The organism is Pseudomonas sp. I2 (genome assembly GCF_040984075.1).
Classification (GTDB): domain Bacteria; phylum Pseudomonadota; class Gammaproteobacteria; order Pseudomonadales; family Pseudomonadaceae; genus Aquipseudomonas; species Aquipseudomonas guariconensis_B.
Genome location: NZ_JBCGFQ010000022.1, coordinates 78317 through 94136, shown reverse-complemented (window position 1 = coordinate 94136; position 15820 = coordinate 78317). Strand labels below are relative to the sequence as shown.

The following is a 15820-nucleotide window of genomic DNA, read 5'->3' as shown; positions in this document are numbered from 1 at the left end:
CTCCCCAGCCCCGGCAGCGTCCCTAGAATCAAGACTTCCCTCCGGCCCGAGACGACACTCATGACCGACCTGAACATCGAACCTGCAAGCCGTCTGGTCCCTGTCCGGGAGTTGTTCGGCATCGACTCCAGCATGCGTGTACCGGTGCTTCTCGCGCCAAACGAACTGGTGCCGGAGAGCGATGCGGCCTATCGCTTCAACCCGGAAGTCACGCTGGCGATTCTCGCCGGCTTCACCCGCAATCGCCGGGTGATGCTGCAGGGCTTGCACGGCAGCGGCAAGTCGACCCATATCGAACAAGTCGCCGCGCGGCTCAACTGGCCTTGCACGCGCGTCAACCTGGACGGCCATATCAGCCGCCTGGACCTGATCGGCAAGGACGGCATCGTGCTGCGTGAAGGGAAACAGGTCACCGAATTCCAGGAAGGCATCTTGCCCTGGGCACTGCGCCGCCCCATGGCGCTGATCTTCGACGAGTACGACGCCGGTCGTCCGGACGTCATGTTCGTGATCCAGCGCATTCTCGAACGCGACGGCAAACTCAACCTGCTCGACCAGAACCAGGTGATCCATCCGCACCCATCGTTCCGCTTGTTCGCCACCGCCAATACCGTGGGCCTGGGCAATCTGAACGGGCTTTACAACGGCACCCAGGTGCTCAACCAGGCGCAACTGGATCGCTGGAACATCGTCGCCACCCTGAACTACCTGCCCCAGGCCGAAGAAGTCGCGATCGTCGCGGCGCGGGTGCCGCACCTGGTCGCCCGACACGGCGAACGGTTGCTGGAACAGATGGTGGCGGTGGCCGACCTGACCCGGCAAGGTTTCGCCGCAGGCGACCTGTCGACCCTGATGTCGCCGCGCTGTGTCATTTCCTGGGCGGAAAACATGGAGATCTTCAGCGACCCGGCGCTGGCCTTCCGCCTGACGTTCCTCAACAAATGCGACGAAGCCGAGCGACCAATCGTCGCCGAATATTACCAACGCTGTTTCGACCAGGAGCTGGCCGAATCGGCGCTCCCTTTGCTGGCACTGGCCTGATCCCTCACAGGAAGCCCCCATGACCCCACCGCCACGCCGCGAGAAACGCCAGCAACAACTCGAGGAACTCTGCGCGGCGACACTGCGCGCACTGTCCGGTGAACGGCGCGTACGCTACCGCGGTGGCCTGCTGGAAGTACGTGAACGGCACGTCCCGGTGCGCGCACCGCACCTGCACCCTGACCCCGAACGCGACGAGAGCCACGCCTGGCGCGGGGTGGCCGACAGCCTGGCACTGCGCTTGAAACACAGCGACCAGGCGCTGGTCCACCAGGTTCTCCCAGCCCAACCTATCGAACGCCTGGTGTTCGAACTGCTCGAGCAACTGCGCGTCGAGTCGTTGGTGGGCGACAGCCATCCAGGCGTCCAGCGCAACCTGATGCGGCGCTTCGAACAGTGGAGCCAGCAGTTTCTCGACGCCGGGCACACCGAAGGGCACATCGGCCTGCTGCTTTTCACCCTGGCACAGATGAGCTGGATCCTGCTGTGTGGCGGCCGCGCCGGGGAGCAGATGGAGATGCTCATCGAAGCGCCACGCCTGAGCCTGCTCGGCCATTTTGGCGCGGCCTTCGGGCTGCTGCGCCGCTGTCGCCACGATCAGGCAGCGTTCACCGAGCATGCCTTGCTGATTGCCGCCAAGGTGCAGGAACTGATCGAGCACCTGGATGCCGAACCGTTCGATGACGACCAGGGCAACGTCGCTGAAGCCGACAAAAAAGCGCGTCTGGCCTTCGCCCTGCTGCTGGATGTGAATCAGGATAGCGAGGGCGATATCAGTGACGGTGGTGCTGCCCAAGGTAATCCACGAGGCGGCAACGACGCCTTCGCTTACCAGGTATTCAGCCGCGACTACGATTGCGAACACAACGCTGCCAGCCTGGTGCGGCCCGAAACGTTGCGTGACCTGCGCCAGCGCCTGGACCGTCACCTGGCGGGCCAGGGCCTGAACCTGCCGCGCCTGGCCAAGCGCCTGGGTGCCCTGTTGGCAGTGCCTCGCCGAGATGGCTGGGCCTTCGCCCAGCGCGACGGACAGATCGATGCCGGGCGCCTCAGCCGCCTGATCATCAGCCCCGAGCAACGCGAGATCTTTCGCCATGAGCGCGAACGCCCGCACAGTGATTGCCTGGTCAGCCTGCTGATCGACAACTCCGGCTCCATGCGCAACCACATCGAGCACATCGCCCTGCTGGCTGACGCCTTCAGCCGAGCCCTGGAACTGGCTGGTGCTCGCAGTGAAATACTCGGTTTCACGACCGGCCAATGGAATGGCGGGCGTCTTTTGAAGCGTTGGCGCGGCATGGGCCAACCCGCCAACCCAGGAAGGCTCAACGAACTTAGCCACCTGGTCTACAAGGATGCCGAAACGCCCTGGCGCCGCGCCCGCCCCAGCATCGCCGCGCTGCTCAAGGCCGACCTTTTCCGCGAAGGCATCGATGGCGAGGCGCTCCTCTGGGCCCGCCAGCGGCTGCTGCAGCGTGATGCACGCCGGCGCATCCTGATCGTCATCTGCGACGGTTGCCCGATGGACAGCGCCACCCAGCAGACCAACCAGCAGGACATCCTCGACCTGCACCTCAAGCAAGTAACGCGACAGATCGAGCAGGAGGGCCGCATCGAGTTGTATGCCCTCGGCGTCGGCCTGGACCTGAGCGCCTATTACCGCCAGAGCCTGGAGCTGGATTTGTCGCGCAGCCTGGACAATGCCGTATTCGACGAGATCCTGCGTCTGCTCAACGGCCGATGACCGTCAGTCAAGCGACATTGACGCTGCATTACCCCCCATCGCCGGCAAGCCAGTTCTCATTCTTTGATTCAGCGGGGCCCCTGTGGGAGCGGGCTTGCCCGCGAAGAATGCAACGCGGTGTATGGCACCGGCTTCGCCGGTGTTCGCGGCGGTTCGACGCCTCGACAAGCCCGCTTGCTCCCACAGGGTATAGCGGCGCTCGCTGGGGCTCGTTCTCTGCACACCAGTGCAGAGAGCTCGGCTGAAAAGCACTTGGGGCCTGTGCGGTCAATTCGCTCGTTCGAATTGACCGCACAGGCCCCCAGGACAGCGTACTAAGCGTGTGGCAACGGTTAGCTGCTCACCGGTATGACGGTGGGCAGGCCTTTGAGACGCCGCCAGATACTGCGCGTGATGAACGCCAACACCAGAATCGCCAGGCTGACGACCCCCAGCGCCAACGGCATGCGCTGCTCGGGAATGAAGGCCATGCCGGCGACGATACCGAGCATGCCAAGAATGGCGACATAGGTCAGGTAGGGATAGCACCACATCCGCACTTTGAGCTTCTCTGGCGCCTCGCGCTCCAGCTTCGCACGCAAACGCAGCTGGGACAGGGCGATCAGCACATAGACGAAGATCGCCACGGTGCCGTAGGAGTTGACCAGGAAGGCGAAGATGGTGTCCGGCGAGACGTACGACATGATCACCGACAGGTAGCCGAATATCGTGCCGAAGAAGATCGCACGGCGCGGCACGCCGCGTGCGGACAGCTTGGCCAGGCTGCGCGGAGCATCGCCGCGCTTGGTCAGCGCGAACAGCATGCGTGAAGACGCATAGATGCCCGAGTTGAGGCAGGACAGCACTGCCGTCAGCACGATGGCGTTCATCACGTGCGCGACCCAGTCGAAGCCCATGGCTGCCAGGGCGCTGGAGTACGGCGTGAGCATGGCAGGGGAGTTCCACGGGACGAGGGTGACCACCAGGAGGATCGAGCCGACATAGAAGAACAGAACGCGGGTGATCACCGAGTTGGTCGCCCGCGCGACAGAGCGCACCGGATCGGAGGATTCGGCAGCAGCCACGGTGACGATCTCCGCACCGAAATAGAACCCGGTCGCAGCCACCGCCCCCGTCAGCACCGGGCCGATGCCGTTGGGCATGAAGCCGCCGTGGTCGAGCATCGAACTCAGCCCGTGCTGGGTTTCGGTCGGCCACATGCCCAGCAAGTACAGCCCGCCCAAAAGCAGGAACACCAGGATCGCGGCGACCTTGATCGAGGAAAACCAGAACTCGAACTCGCCAAAGGAAGCGACCGAGGCCAGGTTGGTGAAGGTCAGGATGATCATCAGCGTCAGGCTGATGGCCCAGGCCGGGACATCCGGCAACCAGAACTGAATGAGCGAAGCGCCGGCCACGGCCTCTACCGCGACGACGATCACCCAGAAATACCAATACATCCAGCCGGAGAGGAACCCCGCCAGCTGGCTCGTTTGTGGATGATCGGCCCATGCCATGCGCGCATATTCGTAGAACGACCCGACGGCGGGTATGGCGCAAGCCATTTCGCCGAGCATGCGCATGATCAAGATGACCAGTACACCTGTGACCAGAAAGGAAAGCAGGGCCGCAGGCCCCGCAGACTGGATGACCACACCGCTGCCGACGAACAGGCCGGCACCGATGACACCACCCAAGGCGATCATGGCCATGTGACGTTGCTTGAGTCCCGATTGCAGGCCGCCGTTGGATTGCTCCGGGCGGTTTTGTTGAGGTACGGACATGCTGCTCACCCCATTCGTTATTGTTTTAGGTTGAAAGGCAGTAGAGAAGCGGCCGGGTATCGATCTTAGATAGGGGGAACGAACCTGGCTGCCTACGCAGTGTCTTCCTGGGGTGCAGAACTTTTTAGGACCAATTCCGGCACGCGGCTGGAGCCACGTGGGGACGTCGATCGTGTTCCCGATCGCAGCAAATTGCCCAAGATCCAGTGCCCCTGGCTCCATGACTGATGCCGTGGCCTGTGGGAGATTACACAACCCTTCGGGCAGCGCTACGCAGAGAACATACGGTTGACGAAGGCCCCCTGCGACGAAATGCCAGCAACGGGCCATTGCCTCGACGATCCCGGCAGTGGGATGATTCGTAATTGCAACGAATTCTCATCAAGGCCTCGCCGTGTCTCCCAAGCTTCTCCTCGCCGAAGACGATTCCCATCTGCGCCAGGACCTGGAACGCCACTTCCACGACCGAGGCTTCGCCGTGCACGCCTGCGCAAGCGGCACCCAGGCCCTGGACGCCATGCGTCAGGGCGGGTTCGACCTGGTCCTCCTGGACATCATGCTGCCCGGCGTCGATGGCCTCAGCCTGCTGGACGACCTACGACAGCGCCAGGCGGTACCGGTGATGCTGATGTCGGCCCTGGGCGCCGAGCAGGACCGTATCAGCGGTTTCACCCGTGGGGCCGACGACTACCTGCCCAAGCCCTTCAGCCTCGCCGAGCTGGACGCCCGGGTCGATGCCCTGCTGCGCCGCGTGGCCCTCGATCGGCGCCAGGCGCAACCTCGAGGTGAAGGCGAGCTGACCCTCGACCAGGGCGCCCAGGATGTCATGCACCAGGGCCGCAATGCCGGCCTCACCGGTTCCGAATACCGCCTGCTGGCGACCCTGCGTGCCCACCCTGGGGAAGCGCTGAGCAAGGCCTTCCTCTACCAGAGCGTCCTGCACCGCCCCTACACCCGCCTGGACCGTGGCCTGGACGTGCATGTCTGCAACCTGCGCCGCAAGCTCGCGGCAATCGGTGCGCAGCATTTGCAGATCCAGGCGGTGCGCGGCCAAGGCTACATCCTGGTCGAAACGGAAGCGTCCTGATGCGCCGTCACCCCCTGCTGTGGAAGCTGGCGCTGCTGCAGGTGTGCTTCTGCCTGCTGCTGACCTGGCTGATCTGGACCTGGGGCCTGTCGGTCGAGCGCCGTACCTACTTCCTCGACCAGGCCGACCGCCTCTACCTGGCACGCTATGCGCAGCAGGCCGAACAGGCATGGCGCAGCGGTGGCGCGGCCGGTGCGCAGGCCTTCCGCCAGCACCTGGCAAAGGCGGAGGACACCTGGGTGGCGCTGGTCGGCCCGCGCCTGGAGAGCCTCGGCACCTCACCGTTGAGCGCCGAGGAGGCGAGCCACCTGACCTTCATGCGCAAGCTCGACTGGCCCATGAGCAAACGCCTGCAGGACGAGCTGCCGTACGTCAGCATCGAGTTCCCCGACCATCCCGAGGACGGCCGCCTGGTCATCCAGTTGCCCGAGCGCCTGCTGCCCACCGGCCTGACCCCATGGACCCACGTGGTCACCCATGGCGTAGCGCCAGCCCTGCTCGCCCTGCTGCTGGGCCTGCTGCTGTATCGCCACCTGGTGGTGCCGCTCAACCGCCTGCGCGACCGTGCCGACGCACTGCGCGCCGATGATCTCGACAGCCCCGGCCTGCCGCTGCTGGAGCGTCGCGACGAGCTGGGCGAGCTGGCCCAGGCCTTCGAGCACATGGCCGGGCGACTGCGCCGGAGCCTGGAGCAACAGCGCCTGTTGCTGCGCACCCTGTCCCATGAACTGCGCACGCCCCTGGCGCGGCTGCGCATCGCCCATGACAGCGGCCTGCCACCGGAGCAGTTGCACGAACGCCTGGGCCGCGAGGTGACGGACATGCAGCGGCTGCTGGAAGACACCCTCGACCTGGCCTGGATGGACACCGAGCATCCGCAGTTGCCCACCGCGCCGGTACTGGTGCTCTCGGTCTGGGAGGCATTGTGCGAGGACAGCTGCTTCGAAAGCGGCTGGGAACGCACCCGGCTGCCCTGTTCGCTAGGCACCGAATGCCGCGTGCAGGCGCACCTGGACAGCCTGGCCCAGGCCCTGGAGAACCTGCTGCGCAACGCCATCCGCCATTCGCCGCCGCAGGGGCGGGTCAGCCTCGATGGCTGGCGCGAGGGCGAGCACTGGCACCTGCGCCTGCGCGACGAGGGCCCTGGGGTGGCACACGGCGACCTGGAACGTATCTTCGAACCCTACCAGCGCCTTCCAGGCAGCGGCGCCGGCTTCGGCCTGGGCCTGGCCATCGCCCGTCGCGCCATCGAACTGCAGGGTGGCCGGCTGTGGGCGAGCAACGCCCACCCTGGCCTGTGCCTGCACCTGGTGCTACCGGCTGCCGAGGAATGTTTAGAAAGTTAATGCGCTTTACTCTCAATTACGAGTAATTATCATCCCTGATCTCCCGCATTCAGCCCGACGTTCCGGAGATCGCAGATGTCGCCCCGCTCACTTCCCCTCGCGCCCTTCCTGCTGTTGTCCAGCGGCCTGCTGGCCAGCGCCGTGCAAGCTGCCAGCCAGCCGCAACCGATCGAACTGGAAAGCCAGACCGTGGTGGCCACCGCCCTGGAGGAGACCAAGCAGGCCCCAGGCGTGTCCATCATCACCGCCGAGGACATCAAGAAGCGCCCGCCGGCCAACGACCTGTCGCAGATCATCCGCACCATGCCGGGGGTCAACCTGACCGGCAACTCCACCAGCGGTCAACGCGGCAACAACCGGCAGATCGATATCCGCGGCATGGGCCCGGAGAACACCCTGATCCTGGTCGATGGCAAGCCGGTCAGCAGCCGCAGCTCGGTCCGCTATGGCTGGCGCGGCGAACGCGACACCCGCGGCGACACCAACTGGGTGCCGGCCGACCAGGTCGAGCGCATCGAGGTGATCCGTGGCCCAGCAGCGGCGCGCTACGGCTCCGGCGCCATGGGAGGGGTGGTCAACATCATCACCAAGCAAGCCTCCAGCCAGACCCACGGCAACGTCACGCTCTACCAGAACTTCCCCCAGCACGGCGACGAAGGCGCCACCAAGCGCATGAGCTTCGGCCTCAGCGGCCCGCTCACCGACAATCTCAGCTATCGCCTGTACGGCAATGTCGCCAGGACCGACGCCGACGACTGGGACATCAACGCCGGCCATGAATCCGCACGTACCGGCAACCAGGCCGGCACCTTGCCCGCCGGTCGCGAGGGGGTGCGTAACAAGGACCTCAACGGCCAGCTGAGCTGGCGCCTGAACCCGGAACAGACCCTGGAGTTCGAAGCAGGCTTCAGCCGCCAGGGCAACATCTATACCGGCGATACCCAGAACACCAACTCCAACGCCAACGTGAAAAGCATGCTTGGCCACGAGACCAACCGCATGTACCGCCAGACCTACTCGGTCACCCATCGCGGCGACTGGGACTTCGGCAGCTCCATGGCCTACCTGCAATACGAGAAGACCCGCAACAGCCGGATCAACGAAGGCCTGGCCGGCGGCACCGAAGGCATCTTCAGCAGCACCGACTTCTACACCTCGACCCTGCGCGGCCTCACCGCCCACGGCGAGCTCAACCTGCCGTTGCAGGCCTGGCGCGACCAGACCCTGACCCTGGGCTCCGAATGGAGCCAGCAGAAGCTCGACGACCCCAGCGCCAACACCCAGAGCACCAGCGAAGGCGGCGCGGTCGGCGGCCTGGACAGTACCGGCCGCGACACCAGTTCCCAGGCGCAGATCTTCTCGCTGTTCGCCGAGGACAACATCGAGCTGATGCCCGGCACCATGCTTACGCCGGCCCTGCGCTTCGACCATCACAGCATCGTCGGTGACAACTGGAGCCCCTCGCTGAACCTGTCCCACGCGCTGAGCGACACCTTCACCCTGAAGGCCGGCATCGCCCGCGCCTACAAGGCGCCGAACCTGTACCAGCTCAACCCCGACTACCTGCTCTACAGCCGCGGCCAGGGTTGCTATGGGCAGACCACCAGTTGCTACCTGCAAGGCAACGAAGACCTCAAGGCCGAGACCAGCGTCAACAAGGAACTGGGTATCGAGTACCAGGCCAACGGCTGGGTCGCCGGCCTGACCTACTTTCGCAACGACTACAAGAACAAGATCGACTCCGGCCTGAGCCCTGTCGGCAATGCCAGCGGCGGTAGCGGCGACTATGCCAACGCCGCCATCTACCAGTGGGAGAACATCCCCAAGGCGCTGGTGGAAGGCCTGGAAGGGACCTTGACCATTCCACTGAGCGAACAGCTGAAGTGGAGCAACAACCTCACCTACATGCTGCAGTCGAAGAACAAGGAAACCGGCGAGACGCTCTCGGTGACCCCGGCCTACACCCTCAACTCGATGCTCGACTGGCAAGCCACCGACGACCTCTCGCTGCAACTGAACGTCGCCTGGTACGGCAAGCAGAAGCCGAAGAAATACGATTATCATGGCGAGCGTGTCACAGGCTCGGCCAACGACCAGTTGGCGCCCTACGCCCTGGTCGGCGCCAGCGGCACCTACGCCATCACCCAGCACCTGAGCCTGACCGCCGGCATCGACAACCTGTTCGACAAGCGCCTGTACCGGGCGGGTAACGCCCAGGGTGTGAACGGTATCGCCGGTGCCGGCGCGGCCACCTACAACGAACCTGGCCGCACCCTCTACACCAGCCTGACCGCGTCCTTCTGAACCCACGACGAGATCGCCCGATGAGCAACATGACCCTGCCCCTGGCCTTGGCGCTGGCCCTCGCGGCCCTGTCGCCTGCTGCCGTGGCGCAGCCGGAGCGCGAGCAGAAGATGGACACCAGCGTGCTGCAGCGCCAGGACCTCGCCTATCGCTTCAGCCACCTCGACCTGGATTCGCTCGACGGCAAGCGGCACTACCGGTTGTGGATCGGCAAGCCCGACCGCCCGGCACCTGCGGGCGGGTATCCAGTGCTGTGGATGCTCGACGGCAATGCCGCGCTGGGTGCCCTGGGCGCCATGCAGTTGGACAGGCTCGCTGCCGGCCAGGCGCCGCTGCTGGTTGCGGTGGGCTACCAGACCGAGCAGCGCATCGAACGCGCCGGGCGCACCTATGACTACACCCCGGCGTTGCCAGGGCAGGCCGACCCGCGCGACCCGTTGACCGGTTTGCCCAGTGGTGGGGTGGATGCGTTCTTCGACCTGCTGGCCCAGCGCATGCGCCCGATGGTCGCCAGCGTCGCGCCCATCGACCTGGAGCGGCAGACGCTGTGGGGGCATTCCTATGGTGGGCTGGCGGTGCTGCATGCGCTGTTCACCCGTCCCGGTGAGTTCAGTGACTATGCGGCGGCCAGCCCTTCGCTGTGGTGGCATGACGGCGCCATCGTGCGCGAGGCCGAAGGGTTGCAACAGCGCCTGGGGAATGACCGCCCGCGCCTGCTGCTGATGCGTGGTGGCGACGAGCCATCCCGGCCGCGTGGCCCGAGCAAGGGCGACGTGGAGCGCCCGGCCCGCCAGCTGAGTGCCGATTTGGCCAAGGTGCCTGGGCTGCAAGTGCGCTTCGAACGCTTCGAAGGGTTAGGGCATGGGCCGATGCTGCCGGCGTCGTTGCAATGGGTGATCGAGTCCATGTCTCGCTAATCCTGGGGCTGCTTTGCAGCCCCACCTGCCCCTCAACCTTTGACGCACACCACCTGCCGTAGGGTATGCACCACCTCCACCAGTTCCCGCTGGGCCCGCATCACGGCATCGATGTCCTTGTAGGCCATGGGGATCTCATCGATCACATCCTTGTCCTTGCGGCACTCCACATGGGCCGTGGCACGACGCTGGTCCTCGACGGAGAAGCGGCTCTTGGCCTTGGTCCGGCTCATCACCCGCCCCGCGCCATGGCTGCACGAACAGAACGACTGCTCGTTACCCAACCCGCGCACGATGAAACTCCTGGCGCCCATCGACCCCGGGATGATGCCCAACTGCCCTTTCTGCGCCGACACCGCGCCCTTGCGCGTCACCAGCACCTCGCGGCCAAAGTGCCGTTCGCGCTGCACATAGTTGTGGTGGCAGTTGACTGCCTCCAGGCTGGCCTGGAAAGGTCTGCCCAGCACCTTGCGGCTGGCCGCGACCACCGCCTGCATCATCAGCTCGCGGTTATGCCGGGCGAAATCCTGTGCCCACTCCACGGCCTCGACGTAATCGGCGAAGTGCCGGCTGCCCTCCTCGAAATAGGCCAGGTCCTTGTCCGGCAGGTTGCCCAGGTGCTGGCGCATGTCGGCCTGGGCCAGCTCGATGAACAGGTTGCCGATGGCATTGCCCACGCCTCGCGAGCCGCTGTGCAGCATGAACCACACGCGGTCGGCCTCATCCAGGCAGACCTCGATGAAATGGTTGCCGCCGCCCAGGGTACCCAGGTGGTGGCGGTTGTTGGTCTTCTCCAGGCGTGGATACTTGTCGACGATCCCCTTGAAGCGCCCTGCCAGCTGGCTCCACACCTGGTCGGCCTGCTTCGGCACGTTGTCCCAGGCGCCCTGGTCGTGGCGGCCGAAGGTCTTGCCGTGGGGCACGGCCTGCTCGATGGCTGTGCGCAGGCCATGCAGGTTGTCCGGCAGGTCGCGGGCATGCAGCGAGGTGCGCGCGGCGATCATGCCGCAGCCGATGTCCACACCCACCGCGGCCGGGATGATCGCGCCCACGGTGGGGATCACGCTGCCGATGGTCGAGCCCTTGCCCAGGTGCACGTCCGGCATCACCGCCAGGTGCTTGTAGATGAACGGCATCCTGGCCGTGTTCATCAGTTGCCGGCGGGCGTCGTCTTCCACCGGCACGCCATCGGTCCACAACTTGACCGGCTTGCCGCCGGCGACTTCGAGAATGTCCATGGGGTCGTTTCCACAAGAGCCTGCCAGTGTCCTGTACGGGACACTCACCATGATACCGCCGAAGGTCGTAGACCGCCGGGTTGCCAGTGGGGTGGTAGCGTGGGGTATGCTTGCCCGGTCTTCAGGGCGGGGTGAAAGTCCCCACCGGCGGTAAATCGAAAGATGAGCCCGCGAGCGCCCCGGCCATGCCGGGGGTCAGCAGACCTGGTGAGATTCCAGGGCCGACGGTCATAGTCCGGATGAAAGAAGGCGTCAGGCGGGGTGCATCCGTTGCCCCTGCGCGCGCGTTTTGTTCGCCCCGAGACGTTCATCGATCATTCACGAGGAGCGTTTCATGTCCACCATGCCTCACCCGCAATTCCCCAACGTCACCGCCGCCATCGCCGCCTTCCAGGCCGGCCGCCCCGTGCTGCTGCTCGACGATGACGACCGCGAGGACGAAGCCGACATCATCGCCGCCGCCGAGAACCTCTCGCTGCAGACCATGGCCATGATGATCCGCGACTGCAGCGGCATCGTCTGCCTGTGCCTGGACGAAGCCACCGTCGATGCCTTGCAACTGGCGCCCATGGTGCAGAACAACCAGGCCCGCCATGGTACCGGCTTCACCGTCAGCATCGAGGCGGCCGAAGGTGTCAGCACCGGCGTTTCTGCCCAGGACCGCATCACCACCATCGAAGCGGCCCTGCGCTCGACCGCAGAGCAACGTCATATCGTCAGTCCCGGGCATGTGTTCCCGCTGCGCGCCCGCAACGGCGGCGTGCTGACACGCCGTGGCCATACCGAAGGCTCGGTGGACCTGGCACGCCTGGCCGGCCTGCGCCCGGCAGCGGTGCTCTGCGAGCTGATGAACCCCGATGGCAGCATGGCCCGCGGCGAACAGGTGACGGTGTATGCCCGCCAGTACAACTTGCCGGTACTGACCATCGAGGAACTGGCCCGCTACCGCGAGGCGATGCTGGCGCCCGAGGCGATGCCTGCCTGATCCTGTAGGCCGGCCTGCACAGGTTCTCTGCTGCTCGATTAGTTACGTTTTGTTCCACTAAGAGGCCCATTTGCCAGCGAATGGGCCCGAATACGACGAACGATACCCTGCGCCAATTTGCTCCCCCTGCCCCGCTCTGCTAGTGTCGCGCCGTTCAAAATGCCACCGAGAATGTCGCCATGGCCCGCAAAAAAGCCTCCATCGATTTCGAGCAATCCCTCGCCGACCTGCAAGCCCTGGTCGAGCGCCTGGAGAACGGCGAGCTGTCGCTGGAAGAGTCGCTGGCCGCCTTCGAGCAAGGCATCGCCCTGACCCGTGACTGCCAGGGCGCCCTGGCCCAGGCCGAGCAGAAGGTGCAGATCCTGCTCGAACGCGACGGCGAACTGGCCGCCCAGCCCTTCGACGCGGAGCCGGAAGCATGATCGCCACCTACCAGGCCAGTTGCCAGGCCCGTGTCGACGCTGCCCTGGCCCCCCTGTTCGAGGCGCCTTCGCCCGAGCTGCAGCGGCTCTACGCGGCCATGCGCTACAGCGTGATGAACGGCGGCAAACGCGTGCGCCCCCTGTTGGCCTACGCCGCCTGCGAAGCCTTCGGCGCCCCGGCCGAACAGGCCAATGGCGCAGCCTGCGCCGTCGAGCTGATCCATGCCTACTCGCTGGTCCATGACGACCTGCCGGCGATGGACGACGACGACCTGCGTCGCGGCCAGCCGACCACCCACAAGGCCTTCGACGAAGCCTGCGCCATCCTCGCCGGCGACGGCCTGCAGAGCCTGGCGTTCGATGCCCTGCTCGATCCGCGCCTGAGCCCGCAGCCCGATGCCATCCGCCTGGCCATGGTCCAGGCCCTGGCCAAGGCCGCCGGCCCCGCCGGCATGGTCGGCGGCCAGGCCATCGACCTCGGTTCGGTGGGGCTGAAACTCGACCAGCAGGCCCTGGAATACATGCACCGGCACAAGACCGGCGCCTTGATCGAGGCCAGCGTACGCCTCGGCGCCCTGGCCAGCGGCCGGGCCAGCCAGGCGCAGCTCGACGCCCTGCAGGCCTATGCCCGGGCCATCGGCCTGGCCTTCCAGGTGCAGGACGACATTCTCGACGTGGAAAGCGATACCGCCACGCTGGGCAAGCGCCAGGGCGCCGATATCGCCCGCGACAAACCCACCTACCCGGCCCTGCTCGGCCTCGAGACGGCCAAAACCTATGCGATCGAGCTGCGCGACCAGGCCCTGGGGGCCCTGGAGGGGTTCGGTGAAAATGCCGAGCCCCTGCGTGCGCTGGCCCGCTATATCGTCGAGCGCCGCCATTAAGCCCTGAGGCTGTGTACGGAGCCGCTTCGCGCCCCAGAACGACAAGGGACCACCTGACCAAGCGGCATCGGAGCAGTCCCACGCCCCCAAGGTCCGTACACCCCGTGGTTGAATGGGCAGCTTTTCCCACAATGGGGTAAACTGCCGCGTCTTCACACCTATAACGACTCGCCTGATGCCCACGACGTTTCAAGAGATCCCCCGCGAACGCCCGGTCACGCCGTTGCTGGACCGCGCCGACACGCCCGCCGGCCTGCGCCGGCTGGCCGAAGCCGACCTGGAGACCCTGGCCGACGAGCTGCGCCAGGAGCTGCTCTACACCGTTGGGCAGACCGGTGGGCATTTCGGTGCAGGCCTCGGCGTCATCGAACTGACGATCGCCCTGCACTACGTCTTCGACACACCCGAAGACCGTCTGGTATGGGACGTCGGCCACCAGGCCTACCCGCACAAGATCCTCACCGGTCGCCGCCAGCGCATGCTCAGCCTGCGCCAGAAGGACGGCATCGCCGCCTTCCCGCGGCGTAGCGAGAGCGAGTACGACACCTTCGGCGTCGGGCACTCCAGCACCTCGATCAGCGCCGCCCTGGGCATGGCCATCGCCGCCCGCCTGCAGAACGACCCGCGCAAGTCGATCGCGGTGATCGGCGACGGCGCCCTGACCGCCGGCATGGCCTTCGAGGCGCTGAACCACGCCCAGGAAGTCGATGCCGACATGCTGGTGATCCTCAACGACAACGACATGTCGATCTCGCGCAACGTCGGCGGGCTGTCCAACTACCTGGCCAAGATCCTCTCCAGCCGTACCTACGCGAGCATGCGCGAGGGCAGCAAGAAGGTCCTGTCGCGCCTGCCCGGCGCCTGGGAAATCGCCCGTCGCACCGAGGAATACGCCAAGGGCATGCTGGTACCCGGCACCCTGTTCGAGGAACTGGGCTGGAACTATATCGGCCCGATCGACGGCCACGACCTGCCGACGCTGATCGCCACCCTGCGCAACATGCGCGACCTCAAGGGGCCGCAGTTCCTGCATGTGGTGACCAAGAAGGGCAAGGGCTTCGCCCCCGCCGAAGTGGACCCGATCGGCTACCACGCCATCACCAAGCTCGAGCCCGCCGACAAACCGGCCGCGCCGAAGAAAACCAGCGGCCCGAAGTATTCCGCCGTGTTCGGCCAATGGCTGTGCGACATGGCCGCCGCCGACAACCGCTTGGTGGGCATCACCCCGGCGATGAAGGAAGGCTCGGACCTGGTGGCCTTCAGCGAACGCTACCCGCAACGCTACTTCGACGTGGCCATCGCCGAACAGCACGCGGTCACGCTCGCCGCGGGCATGGCCTGCGAAGGCGCCAAGCCGGTGGTGGCGATCTACTCGACCTTCCTCCAGCGAGCCTACGACCAGTTGATCCACGACGTGGCGGTGCAGAACCTCGACGTGCTGTTCGCCATCGACCGGGCCGGCCTGGTCGGCGAGGACGGCCCGACCCATGCCGGCAGCTTCGATCTTTCGTACCTGCGCTGCATCCCCGGCATGCTGGTGATGACCCCTAGCGACGAGAACGAGCTGCGCAAGATGCTCAGCACCGGCCACCTGTACAACGGCCCCGCTGCTGTGCGCTACCCACGCGGCACCGGCCCCAACGCGCCGATCAGCGGCGACCTGGAGCCGCTGGAAATCGGCAAGGGCGTGGTGCGCCGCCAAGGCGGCAAGGTCGCCCTGCTGGTATTCGGCGTGCAACTGGCCGATGCCATGAAAGTGGCCGAAGGCATCGACGCCACCGTGGTCGACATGCGCTTCGTCAAACCACTGGACGAGGCCCTGGTGCTCGAGCTGGCCGCCAGCCATGAGTTGCTGGTGACCATCGAGGAAAACGCCATCATGGGTGGCGCCGGTGCCGCGGTGGGCGAGTTCCTGGCCCGCGAGGCAGTGCTCAAGCCGCTGCTGCACCTAGGGCTGCCGGATATCTATGTGGAACACGCCAAGCCGGCGCAGATGCTGGCCGAATGCGGGCTGGATGCCGCGGGTATCGAAGCGTCGGTACGCGCCCGGATGGACAAGCTCGGCCTGTAAGTAAATCCAAGGGGCTGC

The 15820-nt window shown here is 65.7% G+C and carries 12 protein-coding genes and 1 riboswitch; of the genes, 10 read left to right on the top strand and 2 right to left on the bottom strand.

Translation table 11 applies throughout. The features are described 5' to 3' along the window. Window positions 1-60 precede the first annotated feature (60 nt). Together WCE05_RS13530 and WCE05_RS13525 are read left to right on the top strand one after the other, a co-directional pair. A complete protein-coding gene (locus tag WCE05_RS13530) occupies window positions 61-1041 on the top strand; it encodes an AAA family ATPase (RefSeq protein WP_368816051.1) in 981 nt (326 codons plus the stop codon). A 19-nt stretch (window positions 1042-1060) separates the two neighbouring features. Beyond that, window positions 1061-2785 carry a cobalamin biosynthesis protein CobT gene (locus WCE05_RS13525; RefSeq protein ID WP_225788759.1) on the top strand — a complete coding sequence of 575 codons (1725 nt, stop codon included), beginning with the start codon at window positions 1061-1063 and terminating at the stop codon, window positions 2783-2785. 332 nt (window positions 2786-3117) lie between these two features. Here WCE05_RS13525 and WCE05_RS13520 read toward each other — a convergent pair whose 3' ends face one another. Next, window positions 3118-4548: an amino acid permease gene (locus WCE05_RS13520; RefSeq protein ID WP_225788760.1), complete on the bottom strand. Its 1431-nt coding sequence runs from the start codon at window positions 4546-4548 to the stop codon at window positions 3118-3120. Between the two features lie 394 nt (window positions 4549-4942). Between WCE05_RS13520 and WCE05_RS13515 the strand changes: the two genes are divergently transcribed. From WCE05_RS13515 to WCE05_RS13500, 4 genes are all read left to right on the top strand, one after another. Continuing rightward, entirely contained in the window at window positions 4943-5635 is a 693-nt protein-coding gene (locus WCE05_RS13515; RefSeq protein WP_317235059.1) for a response regulator transcription factor, read from the top strand. Further along, on the top strand, window positions 5635-6981 hold the full coding sequence (locus WCE05_RS13510) for a histidine kinase sensor domain-containing protein (protein ID WP_368816050.1): 1347 nt from the start codon (window positions 5635-5637) through the stop codon (window positions 6979-6981). The genes WCE05_RS13515 and WCE05_RS13510 overlap by 1 nt, the downstream gene beginning before the upstream one ends. A 75-nt stretch (window positions 6982-7056) precedes the next feature. Next, window positions 7057-9285, top strand: coding sequence for a TonB-dependent siderophore receptor (locus tag WCE05_RS13505; RefSeq protein ID WP_368816049.1), 2229 nt, complete (start codon window positions 7057-7059; stop codon window positions 9283-9285). Window positions 9286-9305: 20 nt separating this feature from the next. Beyond that, window positions 9306-10202, top strand: a complete 897-nt coding sequence (locus WCE05_RS13500) for an alpha/beta hydrolase (protein WP_253091380.1) — start codon at window positions 9306-9308, stop codon at window positions 10200-10202. Between the two features lie 32 nt (window positions 10203-10234). On the opposite strand, the gene WCE05_RS13495 is transcribed toward WCE05_RS13500, so the two are convergent. Beyond that, window positions 10235-11440: an RtcB family protein gene (locus WCE05_RS13495; RefSeq protein ID WP_368816048.1), complete on the bottom strand. Its 1206-nt coding sequence runs from the start codon at window positions 11438-11440 to the stop codon at window positions 10235-10237. Window positions 11441-11553: 113 nt separating this feature from the next. Then, window positions 11554-11695: riboswitch (FMN riboswitch) on the top strand. Window positions 11696-11774: 79 nt separating this feature from the next. On the opposite strand from WCE05_RS13495, the gene ribB reads away from it, so the two are divergent. From ribB to dxs, 4 genes are all read left to right on the top strand, one after another. Next, window positions 11775-12425, top strand: coding sequence for a 3,4-dihydroxy-2-butanone-4-phosphate synthase (gene ribB, locus WCE05_RS13490; RefSeq protein ID WP_225788765.1), 651 nt, complete (start codon window positions 11775-11777; stop codon window positions 12423-12425). Between the two features lie 179 nt (window positions 12426-12604). Continuing rightward, a complete protein-coding gene (locus WCE05_RS13485; protein ID WP_011531978.1) occupies window positions 12605-12847 on the top strand; it encodes an exodeoxyribonuclease VII small subunit in 243 nt (80 codons plus the stop codon). Further along, window positions 12844-13731 carry a (2E,6E)-farnesyl diphosphate synthase gene (ispA, locus tag WCE05_RS13480; protein ID WP_225788766.1) on the top strand — a complete coding sequence of 296 codons (888 nt, stop codon included), beginning with the start codon at window positions 12844-12846 and terminating at the stop codon, window positions 13729-13731. Before WCE05_RS13485 ends, ispA begins: the two co-directional genes overlap by 4 nt. Window positions 13732-13906: 175 nt before the next feature. Then, on the top strand, window positions 13907-15802 hold the full coding sequence (dxs, locus tag WCE05_RS13475; protein ID WP_225788767.1) for a 1-deoxy-D-xylulose-5-phosphate synthase: 1896 nt from the start codon (window positions 13907-13909) through the stop codon (window positions 15800-15802). Window positions 15803-15820 lie beyond the last annotated feature (18 nt).